Raw genomic sequence first — 20,722 nt, 5'->3', positions numbered from 1 at the left:
ACCTGGATGTTACGCACGCACCGATCGGGCACCTAGCGCGGCATCCATTTTGATGTCTCCGCCGACGATGCGTTCGGCCAGCCGCGACGCAAGGGCCATGATCGTCAGCGCCGGGTTGGCGCTGATCAGCAACATCAACCGTCTCCTTCCGGAAAGTCGCGTACGCGCATTCCCCAAAACGGCCGCGCACACACTTGTCGTGGCAGCATTGACCGTAATGAGTACCCGTCGCGACCTTCCCGAGTCGCCGTATCTGGCTGCGGCCGCGGGCCGCAAGCCGCACCGGGTGCCGGTGTGGTTCATGCGGCAGGCCGGCCGCTCGCTGCCCGAGTACCGGGCGCTGCGAGCCCGGCACCCCATGCTGGCGGCCTGCTTCGACGCCGAGCTGATCTGCGAGATCACCCTGCAGCCGGTGCGGCGCCACGGCGTCGACGCGGCGATCTTGTTCTCCGACATCGTGGTCCCGATGCTCGGTGCCGGCGTCGACCTGGACATCGTCGCAGACGTCGGGCCGGTCATCGCGTCGCCGGTGCGCACCGCGGCCGATATCGCCGCGCTGAAACCTCTTGACCCGCAACGGGTCCAGCCGGTATCCGATGCCGTCGGGCTGCTGGTCGACGCGCTCGGCGATGTCCCGCTGATCGGCTTCGCCGGTGCGCCGTTCACGTTGGCGTCCTACCTGATCGAGGGTGGGCCGAGCCGCCATCACCCGCACACCAAGGCGATGATGCTGTCCGAACCGGACAGCTGGCATGCGCTGATGGAAAAGCTGACCGACATGACCGTCGGCTTCCTGCGGGTGCAACTCGACGCCGGGGTGGACGCCATCCAGCTGTTCGACTCGTGGGCGGGTGCCCTGTCGCTGTCCGACTACCGCCGCTACGTGCAGTCACACAGCGCACGGGTATTCGGCACGCTGGCCGGGTGCGGCGTGCCGATGACGCACTTCGGGGTCGGCACCGCCGAACTGCTGGGCGCGATGTCGACCGCGGGTGCGACGGTTGTCGGTGTCGACTGGCGGACCTCGCTTATCGACGCCGCCTGGCGGGTCGAGGCCGGCACTGCCCTGCAGGGCAACCTCGATCCCGCGGTGCTGCTGGCCGGCTGGCCGGTGGTCGAGCGGGCGGCGCGCGCCGTGGTCGACGACGGGCGGCGTGCCGTCGAAGCCGGCGTGTCCGGACATGTGTTCAACCTCGGGCACGGGGTATTGCCGGACACCGATCCCGACGTGCTGACCGAGCTGGCGTCGCTGGTCCACTCGCTATGACCCGTTCGTATTGCGTTGTCGGCGGCGGAATTTCGGGATTGACAGCGGCCTACCGGTTGCGGCAGGCCGCTGGTGAGGACGCAACGATCACGCTGTTCGACCCGGCCGACCGGCTCGGCGGGGTGCTGCGCACCGAGTGTGTCGGCGGAGCCCCGATGGACGTCGGCGCCGAGGCGTTCGTGGTGCGCCGTCCCGAAGTGCCGGCGCTGCTGGCCGAGCTGGGTCTGGCCGACCGGCAATTGGGCACCACCGGGGCGCGGCCGCTGATCTATAGCGGCCGGCGGCTGCATCCGCTGCCGCCGGACACCGTCAGCGGGATCCCGTCGTCGGCACAGTCGATGACCGGGCTGGTTGACGAGGCGACGATGGCGCGCATCGCCGCAGAACCCGACCGGCCGCTGCGCTGGCAACCGGGCAGCGATCCGGCGGTGGCGGAGTTGGTGTCCGACCGGTTCGGCGAGCAGGTGGTCGCCGCCTCGGTGGACCCGCTGCTCGGCGGAGTGTATGCGGGTACGGCGGCCACCATCGGGCTGCGCTCGGCGGCCCCGGCGCTGGCCGCTGCCCTCGACGGTGGCGCGGCCAGCCTGACCGAGGCCGTCGGACGGGCGTTGCCGCCGGTCACCGGGGACCCGGTGTTCGGCGCGGTGGACGGCGGCTACCGCGTGCTGGTCGACGAGCTGGCGCGCCGCAGCCGGCTGCACCGGGTGCAGGCGGCGGTGCAGCGTATCGAGCGCGCCGGACAGGGCTGGATGCTGGACGACGACAACGACGCGCACCGGCACGCCGACGCGGTGATCCTGGCCGTTGCAGCCCCGCAGCTGGCCCGCCTGGTGGCCTGTATCGCCCCGCGCACCGCCGCGGCGGCCGGGCGGATCGTCAGCGCGTCGTCGGCGGTGGTGGCCCTCGCGGTCGACACCGTTTTTCCGGAACAGTCCGGAGTTCTGGTGGCAACCGGAGAACGGTTGCACGCCAAGGCGATTACGTTGTCGTCGCGCAAATGGGGGACTCGTACCGGGGTGGAACTGCTGCGGCTGTCGTTCGGGCGACTCGGCGATGACCTGGCCTGCAGCGCCACCGACGACGAGTTGCTGACCTTCGCGGTGCAAGACCTCGAGACCGTGTTCGGGCTGGCCGTCAAGCCGGTGGACGCACACGTGTGGCGCTGGCCCGACGCGATGCCGCAATACGGGCCGGGCCACGCCGGCCTGGTCGCCGAGCTGCGGGCCGGGCTGCCGCCCGGACTGGCGGTGGCCGGCAACTTCCTCGACGGCGTCGGAGTGCCGGCGTGTGTCGCGGCGGCGGGCCGGGCGGTGGCTGGGCTGATCAAGCCGATCAACGCGACCGTGGCACGATAGAGCCATGGCCCGCCTGGACTACGACACCCTCAACTCCACCCTGCGCTACCTGATGTTTTCGGTGTTCTCGGTGCGCCCCGGGGCGCTCGGGGATGATCGGACCGGGGTTGTCGACGAGACGGCCACCTTCCTCAAGCAGCAGGAAGAACGCGGCGTGGTGGTGCGCGGCCTCTACGACGTCGCCGGTCTGCGCGCCGACGCGGACTTCATGATCTGGACCCACGCCGAACGGGTCGAAGCGCTGCAGGCCACCTACACCGATTTTCGACGCACCACCACGCTGGGCCGGGCATGTGAACCGGTGTGGAGCAGTGTGGCGCTGCATCGGCCCGCGGAGTTCAACAAGAGCCACGTCCCGGCGTTTCTGGCCGGCGAGGAGCCGGGCGCCTACATCTGTGTGTATCCGTTCGTGCGGTCCTACGAGTGGTATCTGCTGCCCGACGAGGAACGCCGTCGGATGCTCTCCGAGCACGGGATGGCCGCCCGCGAGTACAAGGACGTCCGGGCCAACACGGTGCCGGCGTTCGCACTGGGCGACTATGAGTGGATCCTGGCGTTCGAGGCGCCCGAGTTGCACCGCATCGTCGATTTGATGCGCGAGCTGCGGGCCACCGACGCCCGGCGCCACACCCGCGCCGAGACACCGTTTTTCACCGGGCCGCGGGTGGCGGTGGAGCAACTGGTGAACTCGTTGCCATGACTACTCCCGTCGATCCCAGCCGTTTTGAAGAGATGTACCGAGATGACCGGATTTCGCACGGTCTACCGATCGCCACCCCGTGGGACATCGGCGGCCCGCAACCGGTCGTGCAGCAACTGGTGGCGCTGGGCGCGGTCAAGGGCGAGGTTCTCGACCCGGGCACCGGACCCGGACATCACGCGATCTACTACGCGTCGAAGGGCTACTCGGCCACCGGCATCGACGCGTCGGCGGCCGGGCTGGAGCGCGCCCGGGAGAACGCGCGCAAGGCCGGGGTGTCGGTGAACTTTCAGCTGGCCGACGCGACGAAGCTGGACGGGCTCGAGAACCGCTTCGACACAGTCGTCGACTGCGCCTTCTACCACACCTTCAGCGAGGACAAGGAGTTACAGAAGTCCTATGCGCGGGCGTTGCACCGGGTCACCAAGCGCGGTGCGCGGCTGTACATGTTCGAGTTCGGTCCGCACAACGTCAACGGCTTCCGCATGCCGCGTTCGCTGTCCGAGGACGACTTCCGGCAGGTATTTCCCGACGCCGGTTGGGAGATCAGCTATCTGGGACCGACCACCTACCAGGTCAACCTCAGCACCGAAAGCTTCGAGATGATGCTCGCCCGCAACCCCGATCAGGCTGAGCAGATCAAGCCGATTGCCGAGCGGTTCCGGATCATCGAGCCGTGGCTGGAAGGTGGTCGCGCGCACGCTCCGTTCTGGGAAGTCCACGCAACCCGGGTGGACTGACTGCCCGCGAGACTTAAACGATTTCGACGGCCGTCGGCGTGTCGTCGCAGCTGTTTAAGTGTCGCCGAAATCAGCCGCCGGAAGGCACCAGCCGCAGACACACCGAGTTGATGCAGTAACGCTGATCGGTCGGCGTCTGGTATCCCTCGCCTTCGAAGACGTGGCCCAGATGGCTGTGGCAGTTGGCGCACAGCACCTCGGTGCGGCGCATGCCCATCGAGTCGTCGGGCCGAACGATCACCGCGTCGCAGTCCGCCGGGTCGAAGAACGACGGCCAGCCGCAATGGGATTTGAACTTCTCGGTGCTGCGGAACAATTCGGCGCCGCAGGCCCGGCACTGGTAGACGCCCTCGGTTTTGGTGTCGGTGTACTCACCGGTGAACGGGGGCTCGGTGCCGGCCCGTCGCAGCACCGCGAACTCCTCCGGGGTGAGTTTCTGACGCCATTCGTCGTCGGTCAGTTGCACAGTCATGCCTCCACGCTAGCGCGCCACGCCGGATCGATCCCCTCGTCCAGCCGGTTTTCCGCCTTGGCGTCCAGGTAGCGGAAATACAGCACGCAGAACACCATGATCAGCAGCAGCGACCAGCCGTAGGTGATCTTCAGGTATTCCAGCGGACGACCGAGGTACATCCAGTTGAACAACAACCAGCGGTCCATCGTCATGAACCCGTAGATGCCCAGCCAGGCCGGCCAGTTACGGATCACCGAATTGGGCAGCACCACCGTCATGAGGAACGGGAACAGCATCATCGAGTAGTAACCCTGGGCCAGCGACAGCACCAGCCACGACCACAGCAACAGCACACCGGAGGACGTCAGCAGCCAAAACCGCGGGTCGCGGGTGCGGTAGAAGCGGTACAGCAGCCACAAGCTGCCGATCGCGATCAGCGTGAACAGGACTCGCATCAACAGGATCAGCCAGGTCGGCAGACCGAAGTACACGCCGTTGCCCAAAATCGAGCTGTTGAAGTAGTCCCGGGTGCCCATGATGTAGGGCAGCGTGCGGGTGAAGAAGTCCATCGGGTCGCTGAGCAGCGGGAGTGCCGCCAGGTTGAACACCGCCGGCACCACGATCGCGACCAGGACGGCGCGCCACTGGCGGTTCAGCAGCGGCAACAACACCAACGGCGCCAGCACCGGCTTGACCACCAACGCCAACCCGATCGCCACCCCGGCCCACCACTGATTACCAGTCTTGCCGTCCAGCAGCCACCGGAAGAACAGCACCTCCAGCAGCAGGATGCAGCCGTTGATGTTGGTGAACACCAGCGTGTTGGTCACCGACTCGGTACAGAACATCGCCAGCAGCAGCGCGGGTGCCGCCACCGAGGTCATGGTGAAGTTGAACATCCGCAGCAACAGGTAGGCCGCGACGACGATCGCGACGGTGTTGCAGGCGACGAACAGGTAGCGCGACTCGGTGAACGACAAGTACCCGAACGGCGCCATGATCAGCGTGCCACCGGGCGGGTAGAGGTAGTGGGGGTCGACGTAGTCGAAATGCTCGTTGTAGATGTCCCAGCCGTGCCGGAAGTTCAGCACCGCCCGGTAGACCGGTTTGAAGTCGTCGGTGATGTTGCCATTGGTGGTCACCACGACACTGCGGTGGATTATCGCCAGGATGGCCGCCGGCCACAACACCGACCGCAGCACGGTCGCCGCGCCGGGTGCGCTGCTGCGGGGGCGAAACATGGAGTCAACCGTCGTCACCAGCGCACCGTACACCGGCGCCCGGCCCGAAGTATCAGGCGGGACAGTAGGTGTCGGTCGGCGGCAGATTACCGCTGTCGAGGTAGTCGATCAGTGGCGGCAGTGCGCACGAGGAGTAAATGCTGGCGCCGTGGCCGATGCCTTGCCACATCACGCGCTTGCTGGCCGCGCGGGCGTTGATGATGGTCGCGGCCGTTGCGGGCACACCTTCCGATCCGACGATCGGGTCGTTCTGCACACCGAGCAGCAACACGCTGATCTTGAGGTTCTTCGGCGGTTGGGGCGCAGAACCGCTTGGCCAGTGCACGCATTTCACCAGGCTGAGCGCTCCGACGGTGCCGAACTGCGGGTACAGCTTGTTCCAGGCGACGACGAGTTGGCGCACCCGGTCGGGGGTCGGGCGGTTGAGCGCGTCGCTGCACGAGTTGATGAACTGGCCGTCGGTGGTCCGGATGGATTCGGCCCGGTTGATCATGCTGGTCAGCAGATTGATGTCACCGGAGCGGGCGTTGGCCAGCGCATTAGCCAGGTCGGTGGTGGTGGTGACGCGGTCGCCGGTGGGGAAGCCCAGCGCGGTGGAGATCGCGTTGGCGACTGAGGCCACCGACGCGCCGGCGGGTCCACGGCCGGCGCGGGCATCGGCCAGCAGCGAACTGACCGCGGCCTTGGGATCGGGTCCCAGTGCGCAGTTCACCGCTGCGCATTGCGCGGCGAAGGCGTCCAGCGCCGCCTGCTCGCCTTTGACCCGTTGCTCGGCGGCGGCTTCGGCATTCACGCCCAACGCGAGCGGGGAGTCGAGGATCAGGCGGGCGACCTTGCCGGGATGCGTACCGGCGTAGGTGAGCGCCACTTGCGCGCCGTTGCCGATACCGACCAGCGCCAGCGCGGGCACGTCCCAGATGCTGCGCAGCCGTTCGATATCGGTGGCCGAATGGTTGTTGTCGTAGGCGGAGTCGCCCGGGGCGATGGTGTCGGTGCAGTTGGTGGTGGCGTTCTGAGTGATGTCGGAGAGGTTGGCCACCGGGTCGTCGCCGACCTCGAACTGCGCCTGGTCGCGCATCTCCTGGCGGTCGAACCGGTCGCGGCAATCGACCGCGCTCGACATGCCCATGCCGCGGCGGTCGACGGCGACGATGGGGTGGTGGCGCAGCACGTCGGCGCCCGCGCGGGACAGCCACACCGGCAGTTGCAGCGACGACGGTAAATCCGAGCCGGTGGTGAAGACCAGCGGGCCGGCGTCGGCGGGGGTCTGCACCGAGCGGGCGCGGACCACGCCGATGCTCAACGTCCCCCCTGCGCCGTTGACCGGGTCGAGGTCGGCGTCGTAGCTGGCGCAGTCCAGCTTGATGTCCGGAGTGGCGCGGACCGCGGCGTCGCCGAACACCCGCGACGTGCAGTCGCGCCACGACAGGTCGTTTTTGGGTGCGGCGATCGGCGGCGGGCCGCTGGGTGGGGGTGTCGTCGCGGCCTGTCCTTGCGGGCGGGCGCCGGCGTTGGTGGCGAAACGCGGGTCTGCCGCCAACCCCGGGGCACAGCCGGCCAGCAGCGCGGTCACCGCAATCAGCGTCGCGGCAGGCAGGGCGTGCCGACTCATGCCGACCACACTAGCCATTGCCGCACTCAGGCCCGCTTGGTGTAGCGGGTGTACAGGTAGCCGTCCCCGTCGGTGAGCACGTGGGCACAGCGCATCCGGGTCGGCACCTCGCCAGGGCCTGCCGCGATGCGCGGAGCCTGACCGCTGATGACAACGGGTGCGATGGTCAGGCACAGCTCGTCGAGCAGGCCACGCTCGACGAATGAGCTGAACAGTGTCGGCCCGCCTTCGGTCAGGACGCGGTGCAGACCGCGACCCTCAAGTGCCGCCAGCACGGCGGTCTCGTCGACCCGGGCCGGATCGGTGCCCGAGCAGTCGATCACCTCGGCCAGTCCGGCCAGCCGGCGCCGCGCCTGGTCGGTGGCCGCAGTGCAGGTGAGCACCAGCGGCGGCACCTCGGTCCTGGTGAACACCGGCATATCGCGGTCAAGGCGACCGGATTTGGTGATGATCGCCAGCGGCGGGACCTCGCTTTGCCCGCGGGCCTGGCGGCGCTGCCGTTGGCCGATGCTCAACTGCGCGCCGGAAGAGTTCTCGATCCGCACGGTGCCCGCACCCATCACGATGACGTCGGCGAGTTCGCGCAACAGGTTGAATATGGCCCGGTCGCCAGGTCCGCCCAGGGCAGCTGTTTTGCCCTCGAGCGTCGCGCCGCCGTCGAGACTGGCGATGAAGTTCGCCCGCACCCAAAGCCGTTCTGTCGGGTAGGCGTAGAGCTGGGCCAGGTCGTCGTCGTCGACTCGCTGCACCGACCCGAGCAGCGTTAGTTGGGAGTCTGGCATGCGCACGATTGCAGCACGTCGCTACAGTGCCCGCATGCACGGGGTCGCGCACCTGGTGGATCGACACCCAAGCGTGTCGCCGGAGCGTCTGATCGCGCAGCTGACGCCGCCGCCGACATTCGCCCGGGTCAGCTTCGCGAGCTACCACCCTGATCCGGCGGAGCCGACCCAGGCGGCCGCCCTGCAAGCCTGCCAACAGTTTTGCCGGCAAGCCGTGCAGCGCCGAGCGGGCCGCAAGAAGCTGCTCGGCAAGCGACAGGTGTTGCCCGGTGTCGGGCTGTACCTCGACGGTGGCTTCGGTGTCGGTAAAACGCATCTGCTCGCCGCCGCCTACCGTGAGCTGGCCGACGGCGTTGCGCATCGCAAGGCGTACGCGACCTTCATGGAGCTGACCCACCTGGCCGGGGTGTTCGGCTTTGCCGAATGCATCGAACTGCTGGCCGATTACACGGTGGTGTGCATCGACGAGTTCGAACTGGACGATCCGGGCAACACCACGCTGATCGCGCGATTGCTCTCGCAACTGGTCGAGCTTGGTGTCTCGCTGGCGGCCACGTCGAACACGCTGCCCGAGCAGCTCGGCGAAGGCCGTTTCGCCGCGCAGGATTTTCTGCGCGAAATCCATACGCTGGCAAGTATTTTCACTGTCATTCGAATTGACGGGCCGGACTACCGGCACCGCGACCTGCCGCCGGCTCCCGAGCCCCCGTCCGACGAGCAAGTCGTCGCGGGTGCGGCGCGAGTCGACGGCGCGACGCTCGACGACTTCGACGCGCTGTGCGCACACTTGGCCACCATGCACCCATCGCGCTATCTGACGCTGATCGAAGGCGTGACGGCGGTTTTCCTCACCGGCGTGCACGGCATCGACGACCAGAACGTGGCGCTGCGTCTGGTGGCGCTCACCGACCGGCTCTACGACGCCGGCATCCCGGTCGCGGCGTCGGGGGAGAAGCTGGACCGCATCTTCAGCGAGGAGATGCTGGCCGGGGGTTTCCGGAAGAAGTACCTGCGGGCCACCTCGCGGCTGTTGGCGCTGAGCGCTTTCAGACCGGCGACGATGCAGAGCGCGCAGCGCGATGAGGAGGAACCGGGCAATTAGACTCAGACCTCCCGGGTCATGACGTAATCGTGCTCGAGGTTGGCGCCAACCTTGAAAGTCCTTGTGCCGTTGACCTTGAAGCCATGTTTGGTGTAAAAGCGTTGTGCTCTTTGATTTTTCTGGTTGACACCGAGCCATACGTAGCGGCCACCCAGTGCGCCGGCGGCGGTCAATGCCGCGTCCATCAATGCCGTCGACACCCCGGTGCCGTGATCGTCAGCAAGTACGTACATCTTCGACAGCTCAACGCCGTCTCCCCGAACGAGCATGACGTAACCGATAATTCGGTCGTCGTGCTCGGCAATGAGAAGCAACCGGTCCGGGTCGGCCAGATACTCGCCGAACCGTGTGGCCGACAGATTAGCCGCAACGAACGATGCGATGTTCTCCCGCGTCACCGATGGTGGACACGCCAGGGGAAAGGTACGCGAGGCAAGGCCGGCCAACTCGTCGACGTTGACGGAATCCGCGGTGGCAACCCGCACCGTTAGCGGCTTCGTTACAGATTCCACTGCGCGAGGTGATAGCCGGTCTTGCGGTCGCGCAGCACGACATTGGAGACCGGATCACGTTGGACGTCCCAATACACGCCGCCGCGGACCACGGCCCCCGCCGGTGCGTTCGTCAGTGCGACGTCGAGCTGGTCGGGTGCGTCCGATGGCCGGGACGTGTAGGCGTCGCCGTACGGCGTGACGCCGTTGAAGTTGAAGGTGGTGGCCATGACGAACGGAGTCGGCGCCTTGATGGTGTGGACCGCCACGTCAGCGCGGAAGACCCCGCCCTCCGGGAAGCCGAAGCCCTTGACCGGGTTGCCGCCGCGTTGGTAGCCGAATCCCGGCGGCGGTTCGACGCGATCGACGCTGCTGACGGTCACGTCGGCGATCAGAGCGTCGGTATCCACCCGCAACGTGTCACCCAGGTGGCCGATTGGCGCATCTGTCGCCGACGCGGGGGGAGCGGCGACAAGTCCCGCCACCACGACGGCGATCAGGGCTATCAGCCAGCGGCGCATTTTCCCTCCTACGCGACCCTCGCATGATGGCACACCGCGCCTGCGGTGTCGCCGGGTAGGTCAACCCGTCCGCAACCTTTCCAGTGCGGCTATCAGGTCGGTCTCCGCCCGATCCTTGTCGACGCCGGCCCGGTGCAGGGATCCCGCACCGTCGTCCAGTTCGAGCAGTGCCAGCAACAGGTGTTCGGTGCCGATGTAGTTGTGGCCGAGGCGAAGTGCCTCACGGAAGGTCAGTTCGAGTGCTTTGCGGGCCGGGCCGCTGAACGGGATCAGTGGCGGGGGCTGTTCGACAGCCGGCGGCAGTGCGATCGCAGCACGCACGGCTGCGGCGTCGACCTGCTGGGCGGCGAGCAGCTTGGTGGCCAGCGCTTCGGAATCGGCGAGCACGCCGAGCACCAGGTGATCCGGTGTGATCTCGCCGTTGCGGGCCTGGTGTGCGGCGTTTTGGGCGGCGACGACGGCGTTGCGGGCCCGCGGCGTGAAACGCTCGAAGCCCTGCCCGGGGTCCAGCGTGGTGGTCTCGGCCCGGAACACGAACCGCTTCTGGGCGGCCTGCTTGGTGACACCCATGCTCTTGCCGATGTCGGTCCACGAGGCTCCCGAGCGGCGTGCCTGGTCGACGAAGTGACCGATGAGGTGGTCGGCGACCTCGCCGAGATGCTCGCCTGCCAACACCGCGTCGCTGAGCTGATCCAGCACGTCGAGGTGTACCTGCTTGATGGCGTTGATCAACTCGTCGAGGCGGACGGGATAGCGGATCGGTGTGGGCTCAGCGGAGTCCGTCATGTCGTCAACGTTAGGTTGACGACACTCGTTCGTCAACTGTGGGTTGACGCTCGAACGCGTCTACCCGCTGCTGGCGGGACTGGTGCCGCCCCCGGCGGTGTAGGAGGCCGCCCCGGTACCCGCCAACCGTCCGCCGTCGACGATCAGGTATTCCTCGCGGATGGGCCGACCGGCGAACCAGTCCTCGAGGATCTCCCGGGTGCCCGCGGCGTAGCGAGTCTGCGCGGATAACGTGCTGCCCGAGATGTGCGGCGTCATCGCGTTATTCGGCATTGTGCGCCACGGGTGGTCGGCCGGTGGTGGTTGCGGATGCCAGACGTCGCCGGCATAGCCGGCGAGTTGGCCGCTGTCCAGTGCCGCCACGATCGCGTCCCGCACGCAGATTTCGGCGCGGGCCGTGTCGACGATGTAAGAGCCGCGCCGCATCGAGGCCAACAGTTTCTCGTCGAACAGGTGGTACGTCTGCGGGTGCAGCGGCGCGTGGATGGACACCACGTCGACCGCACGCACCAGCGAGGCCACGTCGGGATGAAACGTCACGTTCAGTTGCTGCTCGACGTCGGCAGGCAACCGGCGGGTGTCGGTGTAATGCAGGTTGACGTCGAATGGCGCCAGGCGGCGCAGCACGGCTTGGCCGATGCGGCCGGCGGCCATCACGCCGACGTCGAGGCCTTCCAGGTCGTAGGCGCGCGCAACGCAGTCGGCGATGTTCCAGCCGCCTTGGGCCGCCCACTGGTGCGACGGGACGAAGTTGCGCACCAGGGCAAGGATCTGCATCACCGCGTGCTCGGCCACGCTGATGCTGTTGCTGTAGGTTTCCTCGGCGACCGTGATGTTTCGGGCGATCGCGGCGTCCAGATCAACGTGGTCCGAACCGATTCCCGCGGTGATCGCCAGCTTGAGATGTGGCGCTTTGGCGATCCGGTCCGCGGTGAGGTAGGCCGGCCAAAACGGCTGGGAGATAACGATGTCGGCGTCGGGAAGCTCCCGTTCGAATTCCGAGTCCGGGCCGTCCTTGTCCGAGGTCACCACCAGTTGGTGACCATCGTCTTCCAGGAATTGTCGCAAGCCCAGCGCACCGGACACGCAGCCGAGCAACTCACCGGGGGTGAAGTCGATCGATGACGGGCTGGGCAACGTCTGGCCACCCGGGTAGCCGTTCAACACCGGGATGTTGTCGCGGGCATACGGCGGTGGATAGCCGGAGACCGGATCCGGATACAACACGAGCACAACCTTCGCCACCACGTCCTCCTCGCTCGGATTTCGGATCTTGCCCGACCGAGCCTATCCGCGTCCGAAACCTCGGCGCAGAGGACAAGACTGATCGCATGGGTGATGATGGACGGATGAGACGGCGACCCGTGCTGGCGGCTGTCGCCGCGGCGGTTGCCCTGGCCGCTCCGGCGCACGCCGACCCGGGCGGCAATGACGCGGACTTCGTGGGCGCGCTGAACAACGCCGGCATCACCTTCCGCAACCCGCAGCAGGCCATCGAAGCGGGTAAACAGGTGTGCGCAATGATGGACGACGGCCAGTCGGGCGTCGACGTCGCCAAGAAGCTGACCGAGCTCAATCCCGGATTTGCGCTGAGCGGCGCTGCCAAGTTCACGGCCATCGCGGCAAGCGCCTACTGCCCGAAACACCTCGGCGGCAGCGACAGCGAAGACGACAAGTAACGTGCGCTACGGGATCAACCACTCACCGAAATCGTTGGCAAATCCCGAGGCCGGCGCGTACTTGAACTTGCTTGGACTTACTCCCGACGGCATGACAAAAGCGATGCATCCGGTGGACGACTCGCCCGGCTGGAGTCGGTAGACGCCGTTGTCGAAGTTTGTGCACTCGGTCACCGCGCCGAGGGCCGGTGTGTAGGTCTGGTTGTTCGAGCCGACCAGTGCCGCGTCGTTATTGGCGTCGTCTTCGAGGGCCGAATTGCCGGTGTTCTTAATGGTCACCATCACCGCGACGTAACTGCCGTTAGGGTTCCCGTTGTTGTCGCGCGGTGGGCCGACTGCTCCATTCGCCGGGTTGATGATCTGGGTGAGGGTGACGCCCATTGCCACGCCTTGCTCGCCGGTGAGATCAAGGGTGCCGCCGACGTGCGTGACCGGCTGGGTCGTTGGTGACGAACTCTGGGCGGACGAAGAGCCCTGGGCGCTGGTCGAAGGCGGCTGGTTGGCCCCGGTGTTGTTGCCAGAGCACGCGGCGAGCACAACTGCCAGACTTGAAAGCGGCACGGCAACAAGTGGTTTCACAGTGACTCCTTGCGTTGGTAGATTGCGTGTTAGATCGTATTATGCAGCCCCTGCAACACCGGAGGCTGGGCGCAGTACGGCTAGCCTGGGCGTGGGGATGTCGACCCCTATCGGCGCGGTCCGTGGCAGCGTACGCTCGGACCAGGTTGGGGTTGGTAGACCGTTGCTAGTGGGGGGTTATCCAATCAGAACCTCGGTTGAGCACCGGGATGGTGTCACAGTGCTCGTGGTCGGTGGCGAGATCGACATGGCCAGCGCACCGACGCTCGAAAGTGCGGTCGCTGGCGTCTTGGCCGAGGACGCGCTTGCGCTCGTCATCGACCTGTCGGAAGTTCGATTCCTGGCCTCAGTGGGCCTTAGTATTCTGGTGGCAGCCCGCGAGAAAATTGGCGAACCAGGCCGCTTCGCGGTGGCGGCGCAAGGTCCGCTTATCAGTAGGATTATCCAGCTGGTCAATCTGGACGAGTTGCTCTCACTGCATGAGACCCTTGAGGACGCGTTGCTCGCGGTGACGGGATCAAAACCCGGTAGTGATGCGACCCCAACTGCGTAGCCGGCTCTTACTGGTGACCTCAGTTTGAGGCGGCACACCAGAGCGATCGCCGGTGCTTACGACGACAACACCCTGCCGGCGATCGGCGAGTTGATCACGCTCGGCGAGGCGGGCAGGACTGACGGTCAGCGAGGTGTCCGCAAACGACCTTGACGACGAAGATCAGGCCGTCGAGCGAGGACAGGCTGCTGCGTGTGGAGTTGAGCCGCTATCTCGCAGAGTTGTCGCGCCCGCAATACCGTGCGTTGGCAGCGCACGAACAGGTCAGCCTCATACCACATGACCCGTTCCATATTCTTGCGTCGCTGATCGTCCATGGCCGCTCATTGCTTGGCGAAAGTGTCGAACTGTGCGGTACCCAATAATTCCACAGTCCTAACCACAAGGGCATAGCGTGGCTGGGCCGTTTAAGCCGGTTTGATGAGTATTTAAGGCCAGTCGCTAGCAGCTCCACCTAAACCAACGGCCCGTGTAGCCCGAGAACAGGCGGAAGCGCCCCGCCGAGACCTGGCCGGGCGCTTCGATTCCGTCGTGGCCCGGCCCGACCGCGTTGCTGACGGCCCGGTGCTCGACGAACAACCGGCCACCCGATGGCGGTGCGATTCAGTAGCGTTCGTTTGGGTCTGGGGCGGTGGGGGTAGTTGAGGGCGATCAGCTTGCTTGGGGGGCGAGCTGGTCGTCCTCGGCACATCTGGCGGCGCCACCGCAGGCAACTTGTGCACATATCGTGCACGGGCAGACCGCGCAACCTCGATAACATGCTCTGAGCTGCGATAATATGGTGCGCGGTACTGGGATTGAACCAGCGACCTCTTCCGTGTCAGGGAAGCGCTCTCCCGCTGAGCTAACCGCGCCCGGGTCGAAGAAATTGAGGTGGAGACGGGAATCGAACCCGTGTGCACGGCTTTGCAGGCCGTTGCCTCACCACTCGGCCACTCCACCGCTGGGGTTGATGCCACTAGCACCTTCGAGCGGATGACGGGATTCGAACCCGCGACCCTCACCTTGGCAAGGTGATGCGCTACCAACTGCGCTACATCCGCGAGCCACGGACGAGATCGTCGCCCGTCGCGAAGGACGACGATAGTCCACCTGAAGCGACCCGCACAACTTTCCAGGCACCGTGCGGCGCGCCCTACTTCGCGCCCATGTAGCGCGTTCCGCCTGAGACGCCCGCGCGTGCTAATCTTCGACCTCGTTCGCCTCTCGGCACCGGTCCCGTGGCTCAGTGGAAGAGCGTCCGCCTCACACGCGGAAGGTCGCTGGTTCGAACCCAGCCGGGACCACCCACTTGTCTGCCCTGCACGAACGCAGTTTGCGCGCTCTACGGTTGGTTCGTTTTGTCCGGTGATCGTTGCATTGACCGTTTCGGTCCCGCCATGATGCGGGACGCAGCACAGCGCCCTGTCGAGGTGTTGGTCGAGCGGGCCCAATAGGGATCGAACGCGAGAGGCGTTTGCGCTGGCGGGTTCTACGAGGATCTTGCAGCAAGCGTGGGATTTCTGAGTGCGTCAGTGCCTCTCGTACGCCATCGAGGCTAACCGCCCCGTGTCGCGAACCGGGCTACGGTTTGCGATGGCGGGAAAAGAAATTCGGCCATGCTCACATTGCATACCTATGGTGGTCAACCGTGCGTGCACCAGCTCATGCCGGTAGGCCGGACGCTTTGCTGGCGGTTCCCCGGAGCCAACGACTGACATACTCGTGACATGAGCGCAACCGGCCCGGTGATGCCGTCCGAACGGGCTCGATCGCTACGGCCTAATGAACTGGCGCAGGCGTCGGTGATGGGCGCGCTGTGTGCGGCGATCGCGATCATCGCGGTCGTCCTCCCGCACGGAGGGGTGCTGGGACTGCTGGGTACCTTGCCGTTAGGGTTGCTGGCTTATCGCTACCGGATCCGCGTGCTGATCACCGCGACGGTCGCCGCTGGTGTGATCGGCTTCCTGGTCGCCGGATTGAGCGGCTTCATGACGGTGGTGCTCTGCGCCTATGTCGGCGGGCTGGCCGGAATCGTGAAACGCCGCCGCCGCGGCACGCCGACCGTGATCGTGGCGTCGATCGGCGCCGGTTTCGTCATCGGCGCCGTAGCGGTGGTCGCGTTGACCGTCCTGGCACGGCTTCGGGGGCTGGTGTTTCACATCATCACCGCCACCGTGGACGGAGTCGCGGCGATCATGGCGTGGGTGCCGCACCTGCAGGAGGCCGCGCAGGACCTCAAGCGGTTCGTCGCCGAAGCGCTGGATTACTGGCAGTGGCTCGTCCTCGGATACGCCGTCATCGCGATCATGGGCGCCTCGGTGATCGGTTGGTGGGTGCTGTCGCGGGTGCTGCAGCGGCTGCGCGGCGTTCCCGATGTGCACAAGCTGGACGCGCCGGTCAGCAGTGGGCCGATCCAGCCGGTCCCGGTGCGGCTGGACGAGGTGCGCTTTCGCTACTCGCACACCGAGCACGACGCGTTACCTGCGGTCAGCCTGGACGTGCAGACAGGCGAATATGTCGCGATCACCGGTACCAACGGCTCGGGAAAAACCACGCTGGCACTGATCCTGGCCGGCCGCGAACCGACATCGGGCACTGTCGAACGCCCCGGCGCGGTGGGTCTCGGTCAGCTCGGTGGCACCGCGGTCGTCATGCAGCACTCGGAAAGCCAGGTGCTGGGCACGCGGGTCGCCGACGACGTGGTCTGGGGACTGCCGCCGGGCAAGACCACTGACGTCGGCCGGTTACTCAGTGAAGTCGGGCTCGACGGCCTCGCCGAGCGCGACACCGGCGGCCTGTCCGGCGGTGAACTGCAGCGGCTGGCCGTGGCCGGGGCGCTGGCGCGGGAGCCGGCGCTGCTCATCGCCGACGAGGTCACCGCCATGGTCGACCAGCAGGGCCGGGACGCACTGCTCGGCGTGCTGTCCGGTCTGACCGACCGTAACCGAACGACCCTGGAGAACATCACCCACTACACCAACGAGGCCGCTTCCGCCGAACGCACGATCAACCTCAGCGATTCGCTGGACACCACCGCTATGGTCGAGACCGCGGCCGCGCCGGCGTCGACGGTCGTGGTGGGCCACCAATCCCACGCACCGATGCTCGAACTCACAGGTGTCGGCCACGAATACGGCATTGGCACCCCCTGGGCGAAGACCGCGCTGCGCGATATCAGCTTCGTGGTGCATGAGGGCGACGGGATGCTGATCCACGGCGGCAACGGCTCCGGTAAGTCGACGCTGGCGTGGATCATGGCCGGGTTGACGACGCCGACCACCGGCACCTGTGTGCTGGACGGGAGGCCCATCCACGAGCAGGTCGGTGCGGTCGCGCTCAAATTCCAGGCGGCCCGGCTGCAGTTGATGCGCAGCCACGTCGACCTGGAAGTGGCCTCGTCGGCCGGCTTCTCACCCGACGATCATGATCGGGTGACCGCGGCGCTGGCAGTCGTAGGCCTGGATGCCGCGGTGGCGAAGCGGCGCATCGACCAGCTCAGCGGGGGCCAGATGCGCCGGGTGGTGCTGGCCGGGTTGCTGGCGCGTTCGCCGCGGGCATTGATCCTCGACGAGCCGCTGGCGGGCCTGGACGCGGCCAGCCAGCGCCGTCTGCTGCGCCTGCTCGCGGATCGGCGCCGCGACACCGGTCTGACCGTGGTGGTCATTTCGCACGACTTCGGCGGGCTGGAGGAGCTGTGCCCGCGCACCCTGCACCTGCGCGACGGCGTGCTGGAATCGGCGACGACCGCGGCCGGGGGGATGTCGTGACTGGGACCGCACCGGCGAAGTCCTCGACCCGCCGCCCACCTCGCCCCGTTGTGTTGCTGCGCCCGGTGCCGGGGCGCTCCGCCATCCACGAGCTGTGGGCCGGCACCAAACTGCTTGTCGTTTTCGGTATTTCGGTCTTGTTGACGTTCTACCCGGGATGGGTGGTGATCGGACTGGTGGCCGCGCTGGTGCTGGTGGGAGCGTGGGTCGCACATATTCCCCGAGGCGCGCTGCCGTCGGTACCACGCTGGCTGTGGATCCTGCTGGCCTTCGGCGCTATCACTGCGGCGTTGGCCGGCGGCAGCCCGGTGATCCAGGTGGGCACGGTCTCGCTCGGGCTCGCCGGACTGTTGAACTTCCTGCGTTTCACCGCGCTGACGATCGAGTTGCTCGGCCTGGGCGCGATGGTGTCGTGGACCACCAATGTCGCCGAAATCGCGCCGGCGGTAGCCACTTTGGGCCGGCCGCTGCGGATGCTGCGGATCCCGGTCGACGAGTGGGCAGTCGCATTGGCGCTTGCGCTGCGCGCTTTTCCGATGCTGATCGACGAATTCCTCGTGCTCTTCGCCGCTCGCCGGTTGCGGCCCAAACAGATACCGCGGACCCGCAGGGCCCGTCTCAGGCGACGGGCGGTAGAGGTGGTCGACCTGGTCGTCGCGGTCGTCACCGTGACGCTGCGGCGCGCCGACGAGATGGGCGATGCGATCACCGCGCGCGGCGGCACCGGTCAGATCTCGGCGGCCCCGTCGCAGCCGAAACTGGCTGACTGGACGGCACTCTCGATCGTGTCGGTGGTGTGCGCGGCCGCCTTAGCAGCAGAGCTGGCGTTGGGCCGCTAGCGGCTGACCCCGCCGGTTCTCACGGATCGTCGTCGTCGCGTGGAGTTTTTCGGGGTTGGTGGTAGGTGTTGGTTCTAGGTTGGTCGTGGTCAACGTGGGTCGGGCGGATGAACTGCACAAGGCAATCTGGATGGAGTCGGGAAACACGATGCGGCAACGCATGTGGCGCATCGTGGCACGGTCCCTCAACATCGCACTGACCACCGATCAGGCGGACCGCGACGACGTCGAACGCTGTAGGTTGATGCACCGCGGCCTGGTCGAGGTGATCGTGAACGGGCCATGCCGCAAGATCAGCCGGTGGTGCAGGATCACATCATGGCGAGCGCATGCGAACTCGTCGACATGCTCTGCGCACAAGAGGAGCCGGAGAAGTCCAGCTGATCCGGTCCTGGGTCAGAACCGCACCAATGCCGGCACGTCCGCCAGCGCGCAGTTCGGGATGCGTTCGGCCGCGCGCAGCAGAAAGTTAAGCTTCGTGATGCGCTCGCCCGACCGCGGCGCGCCGTTTTTTTGGAACGGCACCCCTAGTCCCACTGCCAGGTCCATCACGACATCGTCGATGACACCGCCCGACCGGCCCGACGGGATCGTCAGAATAGCGTTGTGCGCGGCGTATTCGAAGCAGTCCAGTGCCTCGGCGACGGTCCCGACCTGATTCGGCTTCATGATGAAACCGTCAACGGCCGAGGTCTTTACGGCCCGTTCTAGGCGGTGGCGGTTGGTGACGATCAGGTCGTCGCCGAGGATGATCGAGCGGTTGATGGTCTGGACCGCTTTGGTGAAGCCATCCCAGTCGTCCCCGTCGAGCAGGTCCTCGATGAACACCATCGGGAAGTCCTCTGACAATGCCCGGGTGTAGTCGATCAGAGCCTCCGTGGTCACCCGCTCGCCGTTAAGTTCGTAGGTCTGCGCGCTTTTGTCGTACACCTCGCTAGATGCGCAGTCCAGTGCAAACGCCATGACGTCGGCACAGCCGGCGCGCTCGACGGCCTCGGCCAGCACCTCCATGACGACACGCGGGTCGCTGGACGGAGCGACATACCCGTACGACTGCGCTATCAGCGGCGCACGGCCGAGCCGAGCGGCCAGCACCTCGCCCAGCACGCGGAACAAGCTCACTCCCTTCTCGACCGCCGACTCGATGGAGTCGGCGCGGTAAGGCACGACGAGGAACTCGTTGAACGTCTGGAAGATATCCCCGTAGCGGCCACCGTTGATCATGTTGAAGCTGGGCGTCGGCACGGTGGTCGGCGGTTTGAGTCCCAGCAGTGCGCCGACGTATGTGTAAGTGGGCGTGCCCGCCGCCGCGGACGCCGCGCGCAGCAGCGCGACCGAGGTGGAGTAGATCGCGTTTCCGCCGAGTCGGTGCTTGTCTGGCGTGCCGTCGAGTTCGATCATGACCCGGTCCAGGGTCCGCGGGTCGTCGAGCTCGGCGCCGACAAGAACGGGGGCGATTTCGTCGGCCACGGCGGAGACGGCGCGGTGCACGCTCAGCCCGTTGTATTCCGCCCGGTTTCCGTCACGCAACACGAACGCCTCGTGCACACCGATCGAAGTGCCGGTCGGCGACGCGCCGCGGCCGACATGGCCTGTGTCGGTGGTGATTTCAACCTCTACCAACGGCCGAGCCTTGCAGTCCAACAGCTGGCGGGCAACAACTGATGCGATCTTCATCGGCGAACTCCCGCTACGAGACGATGCTAAGGTCACACAGGTTGCTGCCTGTGTGCCGGTCATGACCGCATCACGGGCACGGCCAGCGCCTCGTTGGTGGCGTGTCAGCGCAGTCCAGCGTGCACCGTGACCCTGGCTACCACCATAAAGCACGGTCGATCGCAAACCGTGATGGCGACAATTTCCTCCTGGCGGGCTGTGTTCAGCGCCGGCCTCGGCGGTGTCGCCGACACTTTTGGCACATATAACAAGCCCGCCGGCAGTGGTCTGGCTAGGGCCTGCGCCGTGGCCGTTGCCCGGCCGACCGCGACCGCTCTCGCGCCCTGCGGCGTTGACGGCCTCGGGCGCTCGCGGCCTCCCGCCGTCCACGGCTCCGGCCACATCCTGATCCAGCACACACGTGGTTTGTCGTGACCCCGATACCCGCTTGCCCGTGCCGGCAGTCGAGTCGGTGGCTGATGATGCGATGCTGGGCATCGGATACCTCCCCCCGGAACCCCAACGCTGCTCGTCCACGAAGAAACAGCAGCGATGAAATCCGTTGTCGGGAGTGCAAGCACCGTGTCCGGTTTATGTCCGAACCCCGGACCAACTG

21 protein-coding genes and 4 tRNA genes are annotated in these 20,722 nt (G+C 66.5%); 11 read left to right on the top strand and 14 right to left on the bottom strand.

All coding sequences use genetic code 11. The features are described from left to right. Positions 1–9 precede the first annotated feature (9 nt). Positions 10–135, bottom strand: coding sequence for a hypothetical protein (locus ACRDTL_RS05955; RefSeq protein WP_431505802.1), 126 nt, complete (start codon positions 133–135; stop codon positions 10–12). A gap of 82 nt (positions 136–217) precedes the next feature. Between ACRDTL_RS05955 and hemE the strand changes: the two genes are divergently transcribed. From hemE to ACRDTL_RS05935, 4 genes are read left to right on the top strand one after another with little or no spacing between them, the layout of a single operon-like run. Beyond that, entirely contained in the window at positions 218–1,267 is a 1,050-nt protein-coding gene (hemE, locus tag ACRDTL_RS05950; RefSeq protein ID WP_431505792.1) for a uroporphyrinogen decarboxylase, read from the top strand. Continuing rightward, the gene (locus tag ACRDTL_RS05945) at positions 1,264–2,622 is read left to right on the top strand and encodes a protoporphyrinogen oxidase (protein WP_431505791.1); all 1,359 of its coding nucleotides are present in this window, start codon (positions 1,264–1,266) and stop codon (positions 2,620–2,622) included. Before hemE ends, ACRDTL_RS05945 begins: the two co-directional genes overlap by 4 nt. Positions 2,623–2,626: 4 nt before the next feature. Next, positions 2,627–3,322 carry a hydrogen peroxide-dependent heme synthase gene (gene hemQ / locus ACRDTL_RS05940; RefSeq protein ID WP_431505790.1) on the top strand — a complete coding sequence of 232 codons (696 nt, stop codon included), beginning with the start codon at positions 2,627–2,629 and terminating at the stop codon, positions 3,320–3,322. Next, the gene (locus tag ACRDTL_RS05935; RefSeq protein WP_431505789.1) at positions 3,319–4,062 is read left to right on the top strand and encodes a class I SAM-dependent methyltransferase; all 744 of its coding nucleotides are present in this window, start codon (positions 3,319–3,321) and stop codon (positions 4,060–4,062) included. The genes hemQ and ACRDTL_RS05935 overlap by 4 nt, the downstream gene beginning before the upstream one ends. Before the next feature lie 70 nt (positions 4,063–4,132). Here ACRDTL_RS05935 and msrB read toward each other — a convergent pair whose 3' ends face one another. From msrB to ACRDTL_RS05915, 4 genes are read right to left on the bottom strand one after another with little or no spacing between them, the layout of a single operon-like run. Then, entirely contained in the window at positions 4,133–4,534 is a 402-nt protein-coding gene (gene msrB, locus ACRDTL_RS05930; protein WP_431505788.1) for a peptide-methionine (R)-S-oxide reductase MsrB, read from the bottom strand. Continuing rightward, positions 4,531–5,790: an arabinofuranan 3-O-arabinosyltransferase gene (gene aftC, locus ACRDTL_RS05925; RefSeq protein WP_431505787.1), complete on the bottom strand. Its 1,260-nt coding sequence runs from the start codon at positions 5,788–5,790 to the stop codon at positions 4,531–4,533. Before aftC ends, msrB begins: the two co-directional genes overlap by 4 nt. A 19-nt stretch (positions 5,791–5,809) precedes the next feature. Next, positions 5,810–7,387 carry an alpha/beta fold hydrolase gene (locus ACRDTL_RS05920; RefSeq protein ID WP_431505786.1) on the bottom strand — a complete coding sequence of 526 codons (1,578 nt, stop codon included), beginning with the start codon at positions 7,385–7,387 and terminating at the stop codon, positions 5,810–5,812. Positions 7,388–7,395: 8 nt separating this feature from the next. Further along, on the bottom strand, positions 7,396–8,151 hold the full coding sequence (locus ACRDTL_RS05915; RefSeq protein ID WP_431505785.1) for a pyrimidine reductase family protein: 756 nt from the start codon (positions 8,149–8,151) through the stop codon (positions 7,396–7,398). On the opposite strand from ACRDTL_RS05915, the gene zapE reads away from it, so the two are divergent. Beyond that, the gene (zapE, locus tag ACRDTL_RS05910) at positions 8,150–9,253 is read left to right on the top strand and encodes a cell division protein ZapE (protein WP_431505784.1); all 1,104 of its coding nucleotides are present in this window, start codon (positions 8,150–8,152) and stop codon (positions 9,251–9,253) included. The genes ACRDTL_RS05915 and zapE overlap by 2 nt on opposite strands. Before the next feature lie 2 nt (positions 9,254–9,255). Here the strand turns inward: zapE and ACRDTL_RS05905 are convergent, their stop codons facing one another. The 4 genes from ACRDTL_RS05905 to ACRDTL_RS05890 are packed head-to-tail and all read right to left on the bottom strand — an operon-like array spanning position 9,256 to position 12,296. Continuing rightward, a complete protein-coding gene (locus tag ACRDTL_RS05905) occupies positions 9,256–9,738 on the bottom strand; it encodes a GNAT family N-acetyltransferase (RefSeq protein ID WP_431505783.1) in 483 nt (160 codons plus the stop codon). A gap of 14 nt (positions 9,739–9,752) precedes the next feature. Further along, on the bottom strand, positions 9,753–10,265 hold the full coding sequence (locus ACRDTL_RS05900; RefSeq protein ID WP_431505782.1) for a hypothetical protein: 513 nt from the start codon (positions 10,263–10,265) through the stop codon (positions 9,753–9,755). A gap of 60 nt (positions 10,266–10,325) precedes the next feature. Further along, positions 10,326–11,051: a Clp protease N-terminal domain-containing protein gene (locus ACRDTL_RS05895; protein ID WP_431505781.1), complete on the bottom strand. Its 726-nt coding sequence runs from the start codon at positions 11,049–11,051 to the stop codon at positions 10,326–10,328. Positions 11,052–11,111: 60 nt separating this feature from the next. Next, on the bottom strand, positions 11,112–12,296 hold the full coding sequence (locus ACRDTL_RS05890) for an NAD-dependent formate dehydrogenase (RefSeq protein WP_431505780.1): 1,185 nt from the start codon (positions 12,294–12,296) through the stop codon (positions 11,112–11,114). Between the two features lie 104 nt (positions 12,297–12,400). Here ACRDTL_RS05890 and ACRDTL_RS05885 point away from each other — a divergent pair, with 104 nt between their 5' ends. After that, positions 12,401–12,730, top strand: a complete 330-nt coding sequence (locus ACRDTL_RS05885; RefSeq protein ID WP_431505779.1) for a DUF732 domain-containing protein — start codon at positions 12,401–12,403, stop codon at positions 12,728–12,730. A 6-nt stretch (positions 12,731–12,736) separates the two neighbouring features. Here ACRDTL_RS05885 and ACRDTL_RS05880 read toward each other — a convergent pair whose 3' ends face one another. Next, complete coding sequence (locus ACRDTL_RS05880; RefSeq protein ID WP_431505778.1) at positions 12,737–13,309, bottom strand: DUF4352 domain-containing protein; 573 nt, start codon at positions 13,307–13,309, stop codon at positions 12,737–12,739. Positions 13,310–13,478: 169 nt separating this feature from the next. Between ACRDTL_RS05880 and ACRDTL_RS05875 the strand changes: the two genes are divergently transcribed. Continuing rightward, positions 13,479–13,862, top strand: coding sequence for an STAS domain-containing protein (locus tag ACRDTL_RS05875; protein ID WP_431505777.1), 384 nt, complete (start codon positions 13,479–13,481; stop codon positions 13,860–13,862). Positions 13,863–14,011: 149 nt separating this feature from the next. Then, positions 14,012–14,227, top strand: a complete 216-nt coding sequence (locus ACRDTL_RS05870; RefSeq protein WP_431505776.1) for a hypothetical protein — start codon at positions 14,012–14,014, stop codon at positions 14,225–14,227. A gap of 414 nt (positions 14,228–14,641) precedes the next feature. On the opposite strand, the gene ACRDTL_RS05865 is transcribed toward ACRDTL_RS05870, so the two are convergent. The 3 genes from ACRDTL_RS05865 to ACRDTL_RS05855 all read right to left on the bottom strand — a co-directional run bounded on the left by ACRDTL_RS05865 (position 14,642) and on the right by ACRDTL_RS05855 (position 14,905). Next, positions 14,642–14,716: transfer RNA gene (locus ACRDTL_RS05865), tRNA-Val, on the bottom strand. Positions 14,717–14,733: 17 nt separating this feature from the next. Continuing rightward, positions 14,734–14,804: transfer RNA gene (locus ACRDTL_RS05860), tRNA-Cys, on the bottom strand. Between the two features lie 28 nt (positions 14,805–14,832). Further along, positions 14,833–14,905: transfer RNA gene (locus ACRDTL_RS05855), tRNA-Gly, on the bottom strand. 171 nt (positions 14,906–15,076) lie between these two features. Between ACRDTL_RS05855 and ACRDTL_RS05850 the strand changes: the two genes are divergently transcribed. From ACRDTL_RS05850 to ACRDTL_RS05840, 3 genes are all read left to right on the top strand, one after another. Further along, positions 15,077–15,148: transfer RNA gene (locus tag ACRDTL_RS05850), tRNA-Val, on the top strand. Positions 15,149–15,571: 423 nt separating this feature from the next. Beyond that, complete coding sequence (locus ACRDTL_RS05845; RefSeq protein WP_431505775.1) at positions 15,572–17,611, top strand: DUF2232 domain-containing protein; 2,040 nt, start codon at positions 15,572–15,574, stop codon at positions 17,609–17,611. Further along, positions 17,608–18,450, top strand: coding sequence for a CbiQ family ECF transporter T component (locus ACRDTL_RS05840; protein WP_431505774.1), 843 nt, complete (start codon positions 17,608–17,610; stop codon positions 18,448–18,450). The genes ACRDTL_RS05845 and ACRDTL_RS05840 overlap by 4 nt, the downstream gene beginning before the upstream one ends. Positions 18,451–18,846: 396 nt before the next feature. Here the strand turns inward: ACRDTL_RS05840 and eno are convergent, their stop codons facing one another. Then, positions 18,847–20,127, bottom strand: a complete 1,281-nt coding sequence (eno, locus tag ACRDTL_RS05835) for a phosphopyruvate hydratase (RefSeq protein WP_431505773.1) — start codon at positions 20,125–20,127, stop codon at positions 18,847–18,849. Positions 20,128–20,722: the final 595 nt, after the last annotated feature.

It is taken from the genome of Mycobacterium sp. (assembly GCF_050700595.1).
Classification (GTDB): Bacteria; Actinomycetota; Actinomycetes; order Mycobacteriales; family Mycobacteriaceae; genus Mycobacterium.
Note: the sequence above shows the minus strand (reverse complement) of the source record. Positions and strands in the feature narration are given on the sequence as shown.